Origin of the sequence: Streptomyces sp. NPDC057253 (assembly GCF_042669125.1) — a bacterium.
In the GTDB taxonomy this organism is placed as follows: Bacteria; Actinomycetota; Actinomycetes; order Streptomycetales; family Streptomycetaceae; genus Streptomyces.
The window spans coordinates 49,108-66,432 of record NZ_JBHUXV010000031.1 but is presented as its reverse complement, the minus strand read 5'-3'; the positions used below and the strand labels follow the sequence as shown (position 1 = coordinate 66,432).

Sequence of the window (17,325 nt, the reverse complement as noted above, 5' to 3'; positions counted from 1 at the left end):
CCCCCGTGCCTACGGAAAAAGTCCTGGCCATGGCTGGAACCCTTTGTAGGATCCATGGGCGACATGTGGTGCGACCAATAGTCCGTACCACTTGATCCCGGCGCTTCGGCGTCCGAAGATTTTCCTCCCCGCTCTCCGCAACCGCGCGGAGGGCGGGGAGCGTCTTTGCGAACGCCCTTTCAGGGGGTGTGGGGATGCGGTACGAGGCGTGGGGACGCCTCGCTCATTCAGGACACAGGGGAAGAGCGGGTAGGCATGAGCGCGTTTGACGCACGGTCAGTTGTGCTGCCTGAGAGAAGATGGACAGCCGCGTACAACCCTCGCGGGGGTGAGTGTGTCCAACTGGCGTGGCTCAGGTACTCGACTTCCCGGCCGCGCCGAGCGGCGCGGCCGTCCTCCGGCCCCGCAGGCCCGGGGCGCCCGGTGGCATGCCGGTGATCGCGCCCATGCCCGCAGCGCGACCCACCCGCATACCCGGTCAGCGTGACGGCGCCGAGGAAGCGGCGGCGGCCGGGACCACCGTCGACCACCTCACCGAGACCTACCGGGCGCACTACCGCTCCCTGCTCGGTCTCGCGGCCCTCCTCCTCGACGACACCGCCTCCTGCGAGGACGTCGTCCAGGAGGCCTTCATCCGGGTCCACTCGGCGCGCAAACGCGTCCGCGACCCGGAGAAGACCCTCGCGTACCTGCGCCAGACGGTCGTCAACCTCTCCCGCTCGGCCCTGCGCCGGCGCATCCTCGGACTCAAGCTGCTGTCCAAGCCGATGCCCGACATGGCGAGCGCCGAGGAGGGGGCCTACGACCAGCTGGAGCGCGACTCCCTCATCAAGGCCATGAAGGGACTGCAACGCCGCCAGCGTGAGGTCCTGGTCCTGCGTTACTTCGCGGACATGACCGAGGCCCAGGTCGCCGATACGCTCGGCATCTCGCTGGGCTCGGTCAAGGCGTACGGCTCCCGGGGGATCGCCGCGCTGCGCGTCGCCATGGAGGCGTCGGCATGAGCGGCGAGGGCGGCTCCGAGGAACGGCGACACGAACCCTACGAATGGCATGAGCCGACGTGGGTCGACAAGCAAGAGCACAAGCAATCGCACGCTGGGAACGGAACTGTGAATCACGGCCCCGACGATCTGAGCTCCACGGGGGAGTTCGACTCGGACGAGCTGGCACTGCGACGGATGCTTCAGCAGGCGGTCCAGGAGATGGAGCCGCGCGACGGCACCCTGGAGCACCTGCGCAAGGCGGTCCCCGCCCGACGGGCACGCAAGCGGCAGGCCCTGGTCGGCATGGCGGCCGCGGCCCTGTTCATCGGCACCGCCATCCCCGCCGTCGTGCATGTCTCCTCCTCCACCACCAGTGCCAACACCTCCAACGCCGGGCACACCTCCCAGATGCAGGGCGGCGCCAGCCAGGGCAAGCAGGAGGAGGGCGGCGAGTCCACCTCCGGCGGCTCCGCCGGCAAGACGGAGGACAAGGGCAAGGCCGACGCGAAGGGCGACGACAAGGGCAGGACCGCGGGCGCGAGCACCGGGGCCGGCAGCGGCGCCGACCCGTCCGCCACGTCCGCGGCGAGCACCCCGGTCTGTACGGCCGCGCAGCTCGGCACGCCCACGGCGACCACCGCCGCGCCCGACGCCTCCGGCACGGTGTACGGCAGTTTCCACGTCACCAACGGCTCCACCGCCGCCTGCACGGTCACCGGTCCCGGCACCGTGACCGCGAGTCCGCAGGGCGCGGCCGACGGGAGCAAGATCGGCTCGCTGCGGCATGCCTCCGGTGACGCGGCGGCCGGGCTTCCGGACCCGTCGGTCGAGGTCACCCAGCTGCTGCTCCAGCCGGGTTCCTCCTACGACGTGAAGTTCGCCTGGGTGCCGTCCGAGACCTGCCCCACCACGGACCCCTCGACCGACCCCACCCCCGATCCCACCTCCTCCCCGGACACCTCCTCCAGCGCGGGCTCCTCCACCGGCGGCGACACCGGGACCTCCACCCAGCTCATCACCGAGGACGGCACGGCCGACGGCAGCGTCCTGGTGACGAACACGGCGGAGGCGGGCGGCCCGACGGCGTCCACGACGGTGTCCAACGCGTGCGCGGGGACCGTGTACTGGACGGGTGTGCTGACGGCGTGACGACGGGCGGCGCTCCCGCGGTGACCGCGGGGGCGCGCCTCAGGCAGGCGTTTTCTCCTGGGACTGTTCCCGCTGTTCCTCGTCCGGGACGATCCCCAGTTCCGCGTCCCGGATGAACTCCACCTCCCGGCGCACCAGCCGGAACCACATGAAGACCACGAAGCCGGCGAAGACGAACCACTCGCCGGTGTAGCCGAGGTTCTGGAAGGCCTTCAGGTCCAGCCCGCTGTCGCCGGGCGCGGTCGCCGGCACGGCCTTCATCCCGGAGTCACCGGTGTTGAGGGTCACCCACGCGTCGTACACGTCGTACGGCACGAGGTTGATCAGCGAGGCCGCGCTGATCGCCGCGGTCTGCCCGGCCGGCAGCCCGCCCCGCGCACTGACGCCGTTGTCCCCCGGAGTCTCGGAGGCCTGGAGCGCGCCGGTGACGGTGACCTCGCCCTTCGGCGGGGCCGGGACCTTCGCCGGATCGGGGGTGCCGGGCAGCCAGCCGCGCACCACGGGCAGGGCCTTGCCGCCGTCGGTGCGCAGCAGGGTCAGGACGTAGTACCCCTCGCGGTTGCCCAGCTGACGGTCCGGGACGAGCAGTTGCTTGTCGTACCGCCCCGTCGCGGTGGTCTGCTTGCCGGAGGTCGCCTTGTCCACCGGCAGAAGCTCGGCCAGCGGCCGCGGGGCCTCCCGCACGTCTGTGACGACCTGCTTCTCGGCGTCCCGGCTCTCCGTCATCCGGTCCTCGAACCGGCTCAGCTGCCATGACCCCATGAAGATGCAGAACGGGATGGCGAGCAGCACGAAGACGTTGATGCCGAACCAGCGGGGCGTCAGCAGAAACCGGTACACACCCCCACGGTACGGGGACGCCCCTGGCGGCCGGGGCGCGGGGTCAGTACCGCTCGGTCAGGTGGTCCCGGCCGGCCGGGGGTTCGTAGGGCTCCGGCCAGAAGTCCGTGACCGCGGATATACGGCCGCTCTCGTCACCGGTGAAGAACGAGATGCCGTACATCTCCTCCAGCCCCACCGTGACATGGACCCAGGTGACCACCTGTCCCGGTTCGGCGACCACCCGCTCGATCCGCAGGTGCCAGTCGCCCGGGTACTCCCGGTTGAACTCGACGTACCGCTCCCGGCCGCTGATGCGCTCGCGCGTCTGCGGGAGGGTGTAGACGACGTCCTCGGCCAGGGTGTCCGCGAACGCGCTCCAGTCGCGGGCCTCGGCGAAGGCCCAGAAACTCTCCACGGTCTTGCGCAGATCGGTCATGCGGACGAGTCTGCACCCCGCCACTGACAATCGGCCCGAAGCGGGCTTTCGGACCTGGTGGGAGGGGGTCCGGGTAAGCGGCCGGTAGAAGTTTTCCACAGGCTGGGGACCTAGTCTGCGGATTGTCTGTGAAGGCAGGCAGTATGGGGTCATGACTGAGAGCAACGGGTCCGCCGCGGCCGAGCGGATGAACGAGATGCCGGACTGGGAGAAGCGCTTCAGGGCGCCCCGGGTGTCCCTGCCCGACTGGGCGGAGGACGCCCCCGACCGCTCCTTGTTCGTGTCCAACGCCACCGGGACGTACGAGCTGTACGCCTGGGACCGGGCCACGGGCGAGCAGCGCCAGGTGACGGACCGGCCCAACGGCACCACGGACGGCGTGCTCTCCCCGGACGGCGCCTGGATCTGGTGGTTCGACGACAAGGACGGCGACGAGTTCGGCGTCTGGCGCCGCCAGCCCTTCGAGGGCGGTGCGGACGAGCCCGCCGCTCCGGGCCTCGACGCCTCCTATCCCGCGGGCGTGGCCCTGGGCCGGGACGGCCGTACGGCGGTCGTGGGCCGCTCGACCGACGACGAGGGCACCTCCCTCCATCTCGTGCGGACCGGCGAGGACCCGGTGGAGATCTACCGGCACCGCGAGTCGGCGGGCGTCGGCGACCTCTCCCACGACGGCTCGCTGATCGCCATCGAGCACACCGAGCACGGCGACGCGATGCACTCGGCCCTGCGCGTGGTCCGCCCGGACGGCACGGCGGTCGCCGAGCTCGACGACACCAAGGGCGGCGCCGAGGAGCTGGGCCTGGAGGTCCTGGGCTTCGCGCCGGTCGTCGGCGACACCCGGCTGCTCGTCGGACACCAGCGGCGCGGTCGCTGGGAGCCGCTGGTGTGGGACGTGGCCACCGCCGAGGAGACCGACCTGGACCTGGACCTGCCCGGTGACGTGGGCGCCGAGTGGTACCCGGACGGCACCGGTCTGCTCATCGTGCACAGCTTCGAGGCCCGCAGCGAGCTCTTCCGGTACGACCTGGCGAGCGGCAAGCTGGAGAAGGTCCCGACCCCGCCCGGCTCGGTCTCCGGGGCGACGGCCCGCCCCGACGGCAGCGTGGAGTACCTGTGGTCCTCGGCCGCCGAGCCCTCGGCGGTGCGCTCGACGACGGGTGAGGTGGTCCTCGACCCGCCCGGCCTGAAGTCCCCCGGCTCGGTGCCGGTGGAGGACGTGTGGGTGCAGGGTCCGGGCGGCCGTATCCACGCCCTGGTCCAGAAGCCCGCCGGGGCGACGGGACCGCTGCCGACGGTCTTCGACATCCACGGCGGCCCGACCTGGCACGACAGCGACGCCTTCGCGGCCGGCCCCGCCGCGTGGGTGGACCACGGGTACGCGGTCGTCCGCGTCAACTACCGCGGCTCCACGGGCTATGGGCGGGAGTGGACCGACGCGCTCAAGCACCGGGTCGGTCTCATCGAGCTGGAGGACATCGCGGCGGTGCGGGAATGGGCGGTGAGCTCGGGGCTCGCCGATCCCGCGCGGCTCGTCCTGACCGGCGGCTCCTGGGGCGGGTACCTCACCCTCCTCGGCCTCGGCACCCAGCCGGACGCGTGGACCCTCGGCATCGCGGCGGTGCCGGTCGCCGACTACGTCACGGCGTACCACGACGAGATGGAAGCGCTGAAGGCGATGGACCGGACCCTGCTCGGCGGCACCCCGGAGGAGGTCCCGGAGCGGTTCGAGGCGTCGTCGCCCCTGACATACGTCGACCAGGTGAAGGCACCGGTGTACATCTCGGCGGGCGTCAACGACCCACGGTGCCCGATCCGCCAGGTCGACAACTACGTGAAGCGCCTGGAGTCCCGCGGGGCGGTCCACGAGGTGTACCGCTACGACGCCGGCCACGGCTCACTGGTGGTGGACGAGCGGATCAAACAGGTGAAGCTGGAACTGGACTTCGCGGCGCGGCATCTGGGGTAGCGGGGAGGAGTTTCGTCCGCGGGTGCGTGGGGGGAGGGAGGCTGGCCGCGCAGTTCCCCCGCGCGCCCCTGGAGGGGCGGTCAGGCCAGGTCTTTTGAGGGGCGCGGGGAACTGCGCGACCAGCCCACACACACCCGCAGCCGCACAACGACCTGACCCGGCACCACCTTCGCGTACCCCTACGTCCCCGCCCAACCCCGCCCCGCTCCGGCGAAGGCCCGCACCTCAGCCCCCCGCCACGTGCGGCCTGCGCCCCAGCAACTCCGCCAACCCCCGCCGAGTAGCCGCCAGCACCACCCGGTCCGACGGCTGAAGCACGTACGTGTCGGGCAGGTCCCACGCCAGCCCCGGCGCGTCCCCCGACTCCTCCCGAGCCAGCACCCGCCAGGACCCCGCCCGGAACGCCTCCCCGACCGTCTTCCCCTCCAGCTCCGGATGCCCGCCCACATCCACCGCCGCGAACAGCAGCACCCGCCGCTCGACCGGGAACGCCCCCAGGATCTGCCGCCCCATCATCGCCCCGGCGAACGCGGGAGCCGCGAGGTGCGACACACTCCGGCTCCGCGTCGAGGCGCCCGGGTGCGCTGCCCGCAGGGTCCGGTACACCGCCGTGGCGAAGTCGTCGTCGTACAGCCGCAGCACCACCCGGAGATCGGGCCGCACGGCCCGCGCGTACAGCACGGCCTCCAGATTCGTCGTGTCCGCGCTGGTCACCGCGAGCAGCGCGTGCGCGCGATGGATCTTGGCGGCCTCCAGGACCCCTTCCTGGGTGACGTCCCCGAGGACCACCGGCACCCGCAGCCGGCGGGCCGTGGCGAGGCCGCGGGCCTCGGGGTCGGACTCGACGCAGACCACGGGGATGTTCAGCTCCCGCAGCCGTGTCAGCACCCGGGTGCCGATCTTGCCGAGACCGAGGAGCACCACATGTCCGCCGAGACCACGGGGCGGTTTGCGCAGGGAGGACACCGTGCGGAAGGTGCCGAGCGCCTCCAGGACCGCCGCGAGCAGCACCGGAAGGAGGAGCAGTCCGGCGAGTCCGGACAGGAGTTGCAGGATCTGCCTGCCGACGGACTCCCCGATCGCGGGGTCGTCGATCGCGAACAGATCGAGGAGGGTCAGATAGAAGGCACGCAGGGGATGGATCCCCGTCACCAGCCACAGCGCGACGGCCAGCGCGACCACGCACCCCACCATGCCGGCCAGCGACCACCGCAGCCGCCGCGAGAACAGCGAGGCGAACCAGGGCATCACGCCCCGACCGTCGGGCAGCGCGGGCCCGGCGTAGGAGACCTGCTCCAGTACGACGGTCGCGCGCCCGCCGCCGTCCCGTACCGCCGCCGCGTCCGGCAGCAGTGCCGGTCCCTGGTCGCCGCCGGGGCCGGTGCTGTCGGTCGGGGAGAGCAGGGCCAGGGTGGCGAGGCCGGGGCGGGAGTGCACCCCGGTCTCGGCGGGCGGCCGTTCGACCGCGCGCAGCAGCAGGCCGCCGGTCTGGAGCACCTTGCTGGTGCCGGTGAGGGCGGTGGCGGCCAGCGCGGGCGCGGCGGTGTCGGCGTCGGAGAGCACGGTCGTGGAGGCGTCGAAGCCGGAGCCCTCGGCCGTATCGCCGTCGCCCGTGCTGCCGGCGGCCAGCGCGGCGGCCTGGTCGAGGAGTTCCTCGATGTGCTGGCCGAGGCGGCGGTTGTAGAGCCGCAGGACCAGCCGCAGCCGGGGGTTGAGCCGGCGCGCGGTGAGGGCGGCGCGGATGTTGGTCTCGTCGTCGTCGTACACGAGGGCGAGCGCGTCCGCCCGCTCCACGCCCGCCTCGGCGAGGGCGGCCTCGCTCGGCTCGGCGGCCTCCATCAGCCGTATGCCACCAGGGGGTTCACCACCGGAGGCACCGGCCCCACCGGCGGCACGGGACCCACCGGCGGCACGGGACCCACCGGCGGCACCCGAGCCACCGGACCCGCCGGACCCACCGGATCCGCCGGCGCCCCCCGAGTTGCCGTTCCCGGTCAGTCCGACCGCCGCCGTCACTACCCGGTCCAGCAGCGCGGACGCGGCTCGGGCCCGCACCACCACCGGTGGCCGCACGGACCGTTCGGAGGCCGGTACGACGAGGGTGACCTGTTCGCCGTAGACCCCTCTGAGTTCGGCCGCCAACCGGTGCGCGAGCCCGTCGTCCCCGCACACCACCATGTGCGCGGCGGTGTCGCCCGGCAGCCCTGGACCTTGATTCGGAACGCTCCCCACGAGGGAGAAGACTGCCCCACCGGGGCGGGTGGTGCCAGGATCGGGTCCCGATGCCCCCGCGATCTCCCAAGAAATCCCCAAACCGCCGCGCACACTGAACAATCGGACCAGCACCGCCGTACGCACCCGTGGGGAAACCAGCACCTCACCACCGGAGGGATCCCGGCCGTGGCCGTCACCAAAGCACTCCCGCACCCGCGGGACACCGGCGAGGACCGCCGGCCGGCACCGCCGACGGCACCGCCCCAGGCACCGGACCCGGAGCCGGGCCAGGCGCCGGATGCTGAGGCGCGGCGTCTCAACTCCCCTCTCGCGCTGACCCTGTTGATGCTTCTGGTGGTGCTCTGCCAGGGTCCGATCCGCGCGGCGCTGGGCGCGCCGGTGATGCAGAGCTGGATGACGGTGTTCGTCGCCGTGCTCGTCCAGGCGCTGCCCTTCCTGGTGCTCGGGGTGCTGCTGTCGGCGGCGATCGCGGTGTTCGTGCCGCCGTCGTTCTTCGCCCGCGCGCTGCCGAAGAACCCCACGCTCGCGGTGCCGGTGGCCGGGGTGGCGGGCGCGGTGCTGCCGGGCTGCGAGTGCGCGTCGGTGCCGGTGGCGGGGGCGCTGGTGCGGCGCGGGGTCACCCCGGCCGCGGCGCTCGCCTTCCTGCTCTCCGCCCCGGCGATCAACCCGATCGTGCTGACGGCGACCGCGGTGGCCTTCCCGCGCAACCCCGAGATGGTGGTGGCCCGGCTGGTCGGGAGCCTGCTGGTGGCCTGCGCGATGGGCTGGCTGTGGCTGCGCCTCGGCCGCACCGACCTGCTGAAACCGCCGGCCCGTCACGAGTACGAGGGGCAGGGCAAGGGGGCCGCCTTCTGGGGCTCGGTGCGGCACGACGTGATGCACGCGGGCGGCTTCCTGGTCGTCGGCGCGATGGCGGCGGCGACCCTGAAGGCCGTGGTTCCGCAGACGTGGCTGCGTACGGCGGCGGAGAACCCGGTGATCGCCGTGCTGGCCCTGGCCGCGCTCGCCGTGGTGCTGTCGATCTGCTCGGAGGCGGACGCGTTCGTGGCCGCGTCGCTGACCCAGTTCTCGCTGACCGCGCGGCTGACCTTCCTGGTCGTCGGCCCGATGATCGACCTGAAGCTGTTCGCGATGCAGACCGGCACCTTCGGCCGCGCCTTCGCCCTGCGCTTCGCCCCCGCCACCCTCGCGCTGGCGATCGTGGTCTCGGTGCTGACCGGGTGGGTGCTGCTGTGAACCGGCAGGCGCAGTCGGCGGTCCTGTTCGTGCTCGGCGCGGCCCTCCTGCACGCGGGCCTCACCGACCTCTACCTGCGGTACGTCAAGGCGGGGCTGCGTCCGCTGGTCCTGGCGGCGGGGGTGGTGCTGATCGTGACGGCGGTGGCGACGGCTTGGTACGAGTGGCGGGCCGGGGCGAAGGCGCGGGAGCGGACTGAGCAGGAGCAGGAGCAGGAGCAGGAGCAGGAGTCGGTGGAGCATGGGCATGTTCATCGCGAACCCCGCGTTTCCTGGCTGCTCGTCCTTCCGCTCTTCGCCCTCATCCTGGTCGCGCCGCCGGCCCTCGGCTCCTACAGCGCGATGCGCACGGGTACGGCGCTCCAGCAGGCGTACGGCTATCAGAAGCTCCCCGCGGCCGGACCCCTGCGTCTGGGCCTGGCCGATTACGCGGGCCGGGCGGTCTATCAGCACGGCAAGGGTCTCGCCGGCCGGCAGATCACCATCACCGGGTTCATCGCCCTGGACCACTCCGGCGCGCCCTACCTGGTCCGCATGGCTCTCAACTGCTGCGCGGCGGACGCCCAGCCGGTCAAGGTCGGCCTGACCGGGCAGGTCCCACCGGTCCTCAGGCCGGACGGCTGGCTCCAGGTCACCGGCACCTACACCGCCAAGCGCACCAAGGACACGGTGAACGGCGGCCCGATCCCCTACCTCCAGGTCACCACGGCCAAGCCGGTCCCGACCCCGTCCGACCCGTACGACGAGACCTGGAACAACTGACCTCCAGCTGAGGGGATCGGACACAGGATGCGGTCCCGTTTCCCGGCGAGACGTGCAGGCAGTCCAGCGCGGTCCCGGCCAGCACGGTCCGGACAAGGGGAGGTGCCCTCAGGCGCGGCAGTGCTCCGACCACCAGGGCCTTCGAAGCCGCCCGCCACCTCCTCCCGCCCTCGCGCGCACGACGTCCACCCCACCAATCCCACTCGCCCCGGCGCCGGCCGACCCTGCGAGCAGTGACCGCCGGGCCTTGCCGACCCTGCTGGCTGTGACGGCCCGGTCCCGCCGGCACCGCTCGAAGTGACTGCCGGCCGCCCGTCGATCTGGCTGGCCTTGACCGCCTGGCAACCGCCGATTCCACTCACCGTGACCGCCCCGCACGGGCCGATCCGGAGGCTGGCTGTAACTGCCCGCCTCACCGACTCCGCTCGAAGTGACTGCCTGGCGCCCGCCGCCCCCGCGAGCCGTGACTGCCGGGCCCTGTTGACCCTGCTCGCCGTGACCGCCCTGCACCGGCCGATCCGGAGGCTGGCTGTAACTGCCCGTCTCGCCGACTCCGCCCGAAGTGGTTGCCTGGCGCCCGCCGACCCCGCTCACGATGACCGCCCAGTACCCGCCAACCCAACGCGCCGTGACTGCCCGACTCCCGCCGACCCCGCTCGCGGTCACTGCTCGACTCCCGCCGACCCTGCGGGCCGTGGCTGCCTGGCCCTGTCGACCCTGCTCGCCGTGACTGCCCGACTCCCGCCGACTCCGCTCGCGCTCACTGCTCGACTCCCGCCGACCCTGCGAGCCGTGGCTGCCTGGCCCTGTCGACCCTGCTCGCCGTGACTGCCCGACCCCCGCCGACCCCGCTCGCGCTCACTGCCCGACTCCCGCCAACCCAACGCGCCGTGACTGCCCGGCCCCGCCGACCCTGCGCGCCGTGACCGCCCGGCGCCCGCCGACCCCGTTCACTCCGATCGCCCGGCCCCAACCACCCCCCTCGCCGTGACCCACCCGTCCCGCTACTCCCCCGCCACCCCCCACCCCACCCCGCCCGGCCCTTGCCGATGCCCGTACCTCCCCCTAGCCTGCAATCTGACGACCCATCAGATACCGGCTAGGGGGCAGGCAATGGCCGTCACCACCGAGAGCGGGACCCGGCCCGGACCGGGTGTCAGGGACATCCCCAAAGTCATCAGCGTGGACGATCATGTGATCGAACCCGCGCATCTCTTCGAGACCTGGCTTCCGGCCAAGTACCGGGACCGGGGGCCGAAGCCGCTCACCGCCGGCATCGGGGAGCTCGCGTACGTCGGCGGGAAGTACCGGTTCACCACCGATCCGGAAGGACAGCTCACGGACTGGTGGGAGTACGAGGGCCTGCTCTTCCCGTACAAGCGGATCATCGCGGCCGTCGGGTTCTCGCGGGACGAGATGACCCTCGACGGGATCACCCGCGAGCAGATGCGGCGCGGCTGCTGGGACCCCAAGGCCCGGATCGAGGACATGGAGATGAACCATGTCGAGGCCTCCCTCTGCTTCCCCACCTTCCCCCGCTTCTGCGGGCAGACCTTCGCCGAGGCCAAGGACAAGGAGGTCGGGCTCGCCTGCGTGCGCGCCTACAACGACTGGATGGTCGAGGAGTGGTGCGGGGACAGCGGCGGCCGGCTGATCCCGCTGTGCCTGATCCCGCTGTGGGACGTCGAACTCGCCGTCGCGGAGATCCGCCGTAACGCCGAACGCGGTGTCAGGGCCGTCACCTTCAGCGAGATCCCCACCTATCTGGGACTGCCGTCGATCCACTCCGGCTACTGGGACCCCTTCTTCGCGGCCTGCGAGGAGACCGGGACGGTCGTCAACATGCACATCGGCAGCAGCTCCCAGATGCCGGCCGCCTCACCCGACGCCCCGCCCGCCGTCCAGGCGTCCCTGTCCTTCAACAACGCCATGGCCTCGATGATGGACTTCCTGTTCAGCGGGGTGCTGGTGAAGTTCCCGCGGCTGAAACTGGCGTACAGCGAAGGCCAGATGGGCTGGATCCCGTACGCCCTGGAACGCGCCGACGACGTCTGGGAGGAGCACCGGGCCTGGGGCGGGGTCAGGGACCTGATCCCGGAGCCGCCGTCGACGTACTACTACCGGCAGATCTTCTGCTGCTTCTTCCGCGACCGGCACGGCATCGAGGCCATCGAGACCGTCGGCGTGGACAACGCGACCTTCGAGACCGACTACCCGCACGTCGACTCGACCTGGCCGCACACCAAGAAGGTCGCCGAGGAACACGTGGCCGGCCTCCCGGACGACGTGGTCTACAAACTGATGCGCGGCAACGCGATCCGCATGCTGGACCTGGACTTCGACCGCTAGCCGGGCACCACAGCACATCGAGACAAACGCTCACCGCACACACGCCGCGGGGGCGCGGGACGGTACCCCCAGCCCCCAGCCCCAGCCCCCAGACACCCGCACCCCCTCACCGGCTCCAGTCCAACGCAGCCAACGCCCGAGCCCGCGCCTCCGTCACCGCCACCCGTGCCTCCAGTTCCACCGAGTCCACATGCGCCGGCTGCCCCGTCACCTGGCCCTCCCACTTGCGGTACAGGAGGCCGGGCTCGGCGGTGAACCAGCCGGGGCTGACCGCGTCCAGGGCCAGCAGCAGGCCGGTGTCCTCGGAGGCGGGCAGGGCCATCCAGCCGCCGAGGGCGAGCAGCAGCTCACGGCGGACGAAGAGGGTCCCCGGCACGACCCGCGGAAGGGCGTGCGCCTTCCAGTGCGCGAGCAGCGCGCCGGGCTCCAGGGGACCCTCGTCGGGGTCTCCGGGCAAGGCGACGGTGGAGCCGTCGGGGAGCCGGTCCAGCGCGCGGGAGGTCACCCAGCCGAGCGCGGGATCGGCCTCCAGCACGGCCAGGTCACGGGCGAGCGCGCCCGGGGTGAGCAGGTCGTCGGCGTCCAGGACCTTCACGTACGGCCCCGTCGCGTGCGCGAGTGCAATCGTGCGGGCGACGCCCGGCCCGCCGGGGCGCCCCTGACGGAAGGTCACGCGCGGGTCGTCGGGGACGTACGGGTGCACCTCGTCGGTCCGGCCGTCCTCCTGTAAGACCCAGCGCCACTCCCACCCTTCGGGCAGTTGCTGTGCGCACAGTGAGTCGTAGGCCTCCGGCAGGAAGCGGGCGGAGGGGGCGTGGACGGCGGTGATGATCGTTATGTGCACCGGCACAGCCTAGAACTTGGGCCATGCACGAAAAGACCCGACCGCTGGCGACGGGGGATGCACCAGCGGTCGGGCTGTGGCCAAGACTAACAAGGCAAATGGAACAGCGGGAGCGGACTGCTGAGCCGGGGGGAGAAGTTGTGAGCGGGATCACGTAATGCGCTTCAGTCGCACGGAGGATCGTACGAGAGCCGCGGCAGGTACTCCTTCCACTCCTGGCGCGTCAGGACATTCCCGGTGGTGGCACAGATGTGGCGAATCGCGTCGTCGACGTCGAGGTCCCACAGCCGGATCGTGTCGGAGCCGCTGGACACCCCGAGCATGCGGCTGTTGGGGCTGAAGGAGAGGAAGTTGCCGGTCTTGGCGTTGGGGCTCATCGACCGCCCGATGGGGCCGGCCGCGGACGGATCGGCCACGTCCCACAGCCGGACCGTGTTGTCGTTGCCGCCGCTGGCCAGCCTCGCGCCGTCGCGGCTGTACGTCAGCGACACGACCGCCTCGGTGTGCCCGGTGAGGGCGGCGCCCGCCCGCTCGGCGTGCGCGGGGTCGGTCACGTCCCACAACCTGACCGTGTCGTCGTCGCTGCCGCTGGCCAGCGTGTGCCCGTCCGGGCTGAAGACGAGCACGTTGACGGGCCCGACGTGCCCGGTGAGCGGCGCGCCGAGCGAGGCCGTACGGGCCGGGTCCGTCACCTTCCACAGCCGGATCGTGCCGTCCGCGCTGCCGCTGGCCAGCGTCCGGCCGTCCGGGCTGAAGGTGAGGCTGTCGATGTACCCCTTGTGCCCGGCGATCGGGCCGTGGGAGACCGGGTGGGCCGGGTCGGTGACGTCCCACAGCTGGAGGTTGCGGCTGTCGTAGGCGGTGGCCAGGGTGCGTCCGTCCGGGCTGAACGCCAGCGCGTCCGGGCCCATGAACCGGGAGCGCAGGACGAGCGCGGGGCCGTAGGGGACGGGGTGGGCGGGGTCGGTGACGTTCCACAGGTGGACCCGGCCGGTGGCGAGCACCGCGAGGATGCGGCCGTCGGGGGAGAACTGCACCTGGGAGTCCGGGTCGCGCACCTCGGGGGTGAACGGCTCGCCCAGGGCCACCGGCCGGTCCGGGTCCGTCACCTTCCACAGCCGGATCCGTCCGTCCCGCCCGGCCGTGGCGAGCACCTTGCCGTCCCGCCGGAACGCCCCGCTGCCGCCCACCATGTCTCCCTGCGGGATCGACCACAGCCGCACCTTGCTGTCGCCGCTGCCGGTCGCGAGCGTACGGCCGTCCGGGCTGAAGCCCAGCGCGTACATCTCCCCGCTGCTCCCGGCGAGCGGCTCGCCGACCTGCGAGGGGTACGCCGGGTCGCTCACGTTCCACAGGCTCGCCGTGCTGTCCGCGCTGGCCGCGGCGAGCGTGCCCCCGTCGGGGCTGAAGGCCACGGACCAGATGGGACCGGTGTGGCCGGTCAGGGGCGGGCCGACGGGACCCGCCCGGGACGGGTCGGCCACGTCCCACAGCCGGACGGTGTCGTCCGAGCTGCCGCTCGCGAGCTCGGTGCCGTCCGGGCTGAAGGCGACCGAGTGCACCAGACCGGAGTGCCCCGCGAGGGCCCTGTCGTAGGCCTTCGGGTGCCGCGGATCCGCGGTGTTCCACAGGCGGATCGTTTTGTCATCGCCCCCGGCCGCCAGCGTGCGCCCGTCGGGGCTCCACGCCACCGACCGCACGGCCGCCCCGGCACCGGTCAGTGTGTCGAGCGGCTCGGGCCGCGCCGCGTCGCGCATGTCCCACAGGCGTACGGTCGTGTCCTCGCCGGCGGAGGCCAGCGTGCGCCCGTCGGGGCTGAACGCGATCAGGTAGATGGTGCCGTCGTGGCCGGTCAGGGGAGTGCCGAGGGACTTCGGGTGCCGGGGGTCCCGGACATCCCACAGGCGGATCCTCCCGTCGTCCCCGGCACCGGCCAGGGTGGTGCCGTCGGGGCTGAAGACGGCGCTGCTCATCCAGCTCGTGCCCCCGGCGAGCGGCTCGCCGAGCGCCTTGGGGTGCCGGCGGTCGCTCACGTCCCACAGCCGCACGGTCCGGTCGTAGCTGGCGGTGGCCAGGAGCTTGCCGTCCGGGCTGAAGGAGGTGAGGTACACGGCACCGGTGTGGCCGGTGAGCGGGGTGGCGAGCGGCGCGTTGACGATGGAGATCAGCCGGGTGTTGGTGCCCTCGTCGTCGGGTCGCAGGGCGTGCGCGACCAGGTCGATCCGGGCCGACAGCGAGGGATCCGTGTACTGGACGCGGTCCGCCTCCGCGACCACCTGCTCGAACACGGCGTCGTTGCGCTGCTGCCAGGCCACCACCGCCGAACCCACGGCCACCATCGCGAGCACCACCAGGGCCGACACCGCGCCCCGGGCGATCAGGACGGTACGCCGGCGCAGCCGCACCGAGGCTGCCAGGAACTCCACCGCGCTGCGGGTCAGATAGGTGTCCCCGGCGGACTTCGCCCAGGTGCGGGCCTGCTCCAGCCGCGAGCCCCGGTACAGCAGCGAGGAGTCGCGGTTCGAGCCCTCCCAGGAGCGGCCGTCCTCCTCGATGCGCTGGCGCAGCAGATGGTCGCTGCGGTCCTCGTCGATCCACTCGCGCAGCCGCGGCCACGCCGTCAGCAGGGCCTCGTGGGTGATCTCCACGGTCTCCGCGTCCAGCGTCACCAGCCGGGCGCGCACCAGCGCCTCCAGCGACTCCTCGGTCTTGCCCGGGTCCGTCGACTCCGCGGCCAGCTGACGCCGGGTGCCGCGCCGGCGGGTGGCCTGGGTGTCCTCGCCGAGCCGCACCAGACGCAGCAGCAGCAACCGGGCCGCCGTACGCGCCGCCGGGTCCAGAGCGGACCAGGCCCGCTCGGCCGTCGCCGCGACCGCGCCCTGGATCCCACCGGCCGCGCGATAGCCGGCCACGGTCAGCCGGCCGCCCCTGCGGCGCTGCCAGGTCGCGAGCAGGGCGTGCGAGAGCAGCGGCAGCACGCCCGCGTCATGGGCCCCGCGCGGACCGTCGGCACTCACCTCGCGCACGATCAGCTCCGCGAGCCCCGGCTCCAGCTCCAGCCCCACGGCCCGGGCCGGACCGGTCACGGCCTCGCGCAGCTCGCCGCCGGTCAGCGGCCCGAGCACCATGTGCCGGTGCTGGAGCGCGTCCGCCAGCTCGGGGTGGTCGAGACAGCGCTCGTAGAAGTCGGCGCGGATGCCGAGGAGCACCAGGGCGGGGGCCTCGGCGTCCGGCCCCGCGGGCGTGCAGGCCGCGTGCAGCAGCCGCACGAAGGTGCGCCGGGCGCTCTCGTCCGAGCAGAGGGTGAACGCCTCCTCGAACTGGTCCACGATCACCACGGGCCGGGCGGCGGTGCCCTCGTGCTGAGCCCACGAGGCGATCGCTTTCCGGGTGGCGGCGGCGAGGTCGGGAGGGGGGTCCGTGGTGTGGCCGGAGGCTGTGGCGGTATCGGCCGTACGGCTGTCGGCTGCACCGTCACGGGCTGTACCGCCGTCGGCTCCACGGCCGTCCGACGCGCCGCTATCGGCTCTACGGCCGTCGGACGCGCCGCTATCGGCTCTACGGCCGGTATGGGCCCCGGCGACGACCGGCGCCAGCTCGGGTATACGGCGGGTCAGTTCCGCGAGCGGATCGGCGCCCGGCACCAGGTGCAGGACGGGCCGGTGCCGCGGGACGGCCCCGCCGCTGAGCTCCCCGTCCAGCGCGCCATCCTCCAGCGCGGTCACGAGACCGGCGTTGAGCAGCGAGGACTTGCCCGCGCCCGAGGCGCCCACGAGCATCACCAGACCGCCCGTGCCGGTCTCGGTGGCCGAGCGGAGCAGCTTGACGAGCGCCTCAGTGCTGCGCTCCCGGCCGAAGAACCAGCGGGCGTCCTCCTGCCGGTAGGAGGCCAGACCGCGGTAGGGGCAGACGCCGGCCGGCGCCTCCGCCTGCTGCGGACCCTCGTCCTCCTCGGGCGCCACCGCCCGCTCCCACAGCCGCTGCCACTGGCCGAGGTCGTACAGCCCGGCCGAGACGGGGGTGGGACTGATCCGCCGCGCTTCGGGAATGAGGATGTGCAGCACGGCCGCGAGCGCGGTGAACTGAGCGGGTACGTTACGGGCCCGCCGCCAGTCGCTGATGCGCTGCGCGGACACCCGCACGGGCCGCCCGCGCTCGTCGACCCGCTGGAGCCGGCCGACTCCCTCGGACACCCGCTTGAGGGGCGGATTCCCTGCCTCTCGGTACAGCAGGGCGAGACGCTCCGCGAAGGCCGTGCGTGCCCCTGAGTCGGAACTCAAGGTCTTCCACCCCTTACTTCCCTCGCGGTTGAATCCGGACCGGAAAACTCACCCTATACGGCTGACCTGCGCTAACGCACTGCCTCCAGCACCGGAACCTCCTCTTCGCGCCCCTTCGCTGGCAGGATCATGACCTCGCGGCCCAGCCATCGGCGACGCCATGACAGGCCACCATTCCGACGCCCCGCGCGCCAACCAGCGCGCCGGAAGACCTCGGACGCATTCCCCCCACGGTCACCGCTTCCTCCGGTACCGGTCCCCA

Annotated in this window: 11 protein-coding genes; 6 read left to right on the top strand and 5 right to left on the bottom strand. The window is 72.6% G+C overall.

Features of this window, described 5'->3' with window-relative positions; all coding sequences use genetic code 11:
• Positions 1 to 428: 428 nt before the first annotated feature.
• Positions 429 to 1,004: a SigE family RNA polymerase sigma factor gene (locus ACFULQ_RS19180; RefSeq protein WP_383545366.1), complete on the top strand. Its 576-nt coding sequence runs from the start codon at positions 429 to 431 to the stop codon at positions 1,002 to 1,004.
• 107 nt (positions 1,005 to 1,111) lie between these two features.
• The gene (locus ACFULQ_RS19175; protein ID WP_383545279.1) at positions 1,112 to 2,134 is read left to right on the top strand and encodes a hypothetical protein; all 1,023 of its coding nucleotides are present in this window, start codon (positions 1,112 to 1,114) and stop codon (positions 2,132 to 2,134) included.
• A gap of 39 nt (positions 2,135 to 2,173) precedes the next feature.
• On the opposite strand, the gene ACFULQ_RS19170 is transcribed toward ACFULQ_RS19175, so the two are convergent.
• Together ACFULQ_RS19170 and ACFULQ_RS19165 are read right to left on the bottom strand one after the other, a co-directional pair.
• Complete coding sequence (locus tag ACFULQ_RS19170; protein WP_383545276.1) at positions 2,174 to 2,974, bottom strand: SURF1 family protein; 801 nt, start codon at positions 2,972 to 2,974, stop codon at positions 2,174 to 2,176.
• Positions 2,975 to 3,017: 43 nt separating this feature from the next.
• Positions 3,018 to 3,392 carry a nuclear transport factor 2 family protein gene (locus ACFULQ_RS19165; RefSeq protein WP_383545273.1) on the bottom strand — a complete coding sequence of 125 codons (375 nt, stop codon included), beginning with the start codon at positions 3,390 to 3,392 and terminating at the stop codon, positions 3,018 to 3,020.
• Between the two features lie 151 nt (positions 3,393 to 3,543).
• On the opposite strand from ACFULQ_RS19165, the gene ACFULQ_RS19160 reads away from it, so the two are divergent.
• Positions 3,544 to 5,358 carry a prolyl oligopeptidase family serine peptidase gene (locus ACFULQ_RS19160; protein ID WP_383545270.1) on the top strand — a complete coding sequence of 605 codons (1,815 nt, stop codon included), beginning with the start codon at positions 3,544 to 3,546 and terminating at the stop codon, positions 5,356 to 5,358.
• Between the two features lie 225 nt (positions 5,359 to 5,583).
• On the opposite strand, the gene ACFULQ_RS19155 is transcribed toward ACFULQ_RS19160, so the two are convergent.
• Positions 5,584 to 7,536 carry an NAD-binding protein gene (locus ACFULQ_RS19155; protein WP_383545363.1) on the bottom strand — a complete coding sequence of 651 codons (1,953 nt, stop codon included), beginning with the start codon at positions 7,534 to 7,536 and terminating at the stop codon, positions 5,584 to 5,586.
• Between the two features lie 222 nt (positions 7,537 to 7,758).
• On the opposite strand from ACFULQ_RS19155, the gene ACFULQ_RS19150 reads away from it, so the two are divergent.
• From ACFULQ_RS19150 to ACFULQ_RS19140, 3 genes are all read left to right on the top strand, one after another.
• On the top strand, positions 7,759 to 8,829 hold the full coding sequence (locus ACFULQ_RS19150; RefSeq protein ID WP_383545267.1) for a permease: 1,071 nt from the start codon (positions 7,759 to 7,761) through the stop codon (positions 8,827 to 8,829).
• Positions 8,826 to 9,590 carry a TIGR03943 family putative permease subunit gene (locus ACFULQ_RS19145; RefSeq protein WP_383545264.1) on the top strand — a complete coding sequence of 255 codons (765 nt, stop codon included), beginning with the start codon at positions 8,826 to 8,828 and terminating at the stop codon, positions 9,588 to 9,590. The genes ACFULQ_RS19150 and ACFULQ_RS19145 overlap by 4 nt, the downstream gene beginning before the upstream one ends.
• Before the next feature lie 1,113 nt (positions 9,591 to 10,703).
• Positions 10,704 to 11,939, top strand: coding sequence for an amidohydrolase family protein (locus tag ACFULQ_RS19140; RefSeq protein WP_383545261.1), 1,236 nt, complete (start codon positions 10,704 to 10,706; stop codon positions 11,937 to 11,939).
• A 106-nt stretch (positions 11,940 to 12,045) separates the two neighbouring features.
• Here the strand turns inward: ACFULQ_RS19140 and ACFULQ_RS19135 are convergent, their stop codons facing one another.
• Positions 12,046 to 12,789 carry a glycosyltransferase family 2 protein gene (locus ACFULQ_RS19135; protein ID WP_383545258.1) on the bottom strand — a complete coding sequence of 248 codons (744 nt, stop codon included), beginning with the start codon at positions 12,787 to 12,789 and terminating at the stop codon, positions 12,046 to 12,048.
• 158 nt (positions 12,790 to 12,947) lie between these two features.
• On the bottom strand, positions 12,948 to 17,063 hold the full coding sequence (locus tag ACFULQ_RS19130; protein WP_383545255.1) for an AAA family ATPase: 4,116 nt from the start codon (positions 17,061 to 17,063) through the stop codon (positions 12,948 to 12,950).
• Positions 17,064 to 17,325 lie beyond the last annotated feature (262 nt).

Bases quoted from the DNA above. Each gene is read 5' to 3' on its own strand.
- ACFULQ_RS19180 (WP_383545366.1), top strand. From the start codon at position 429: ATGCCGGTGATCGCGCCCATGCCCGCAGCGCGACCCACCCGCATACCC.
- ACFULQ_RS19165 (WP_383545273.1), bottom strand. From the start codon at position 3,392: ATGACCGATCTGCGCAAGACCGTGGAGAGTTTCTGGGCCTTCGCCGAG.
- ACFULQ_RS19160 (WP_383545270.1), top strand. From the start codon at position 3,544: ATGACTGAGAGCAACGGGTCCGCCGCGGCCGAGCGGATGAACGAGATG.
- ACFULQ_RS19155 (WP_383545363.1), bottom strand. From the start codon at position 7,536: ATGGTGGTGTGCGGGGACGACGGGCTCGCGCACCGGTTGGCGGCCGAA.
- ACFULQ_RS19140 (WP_383545261.1), top strand. From the start codon at position 10,704: ATGGCCGTCACCACCGAGAGCGGGACCCGGCCCGGACCGGGTGTCAGG.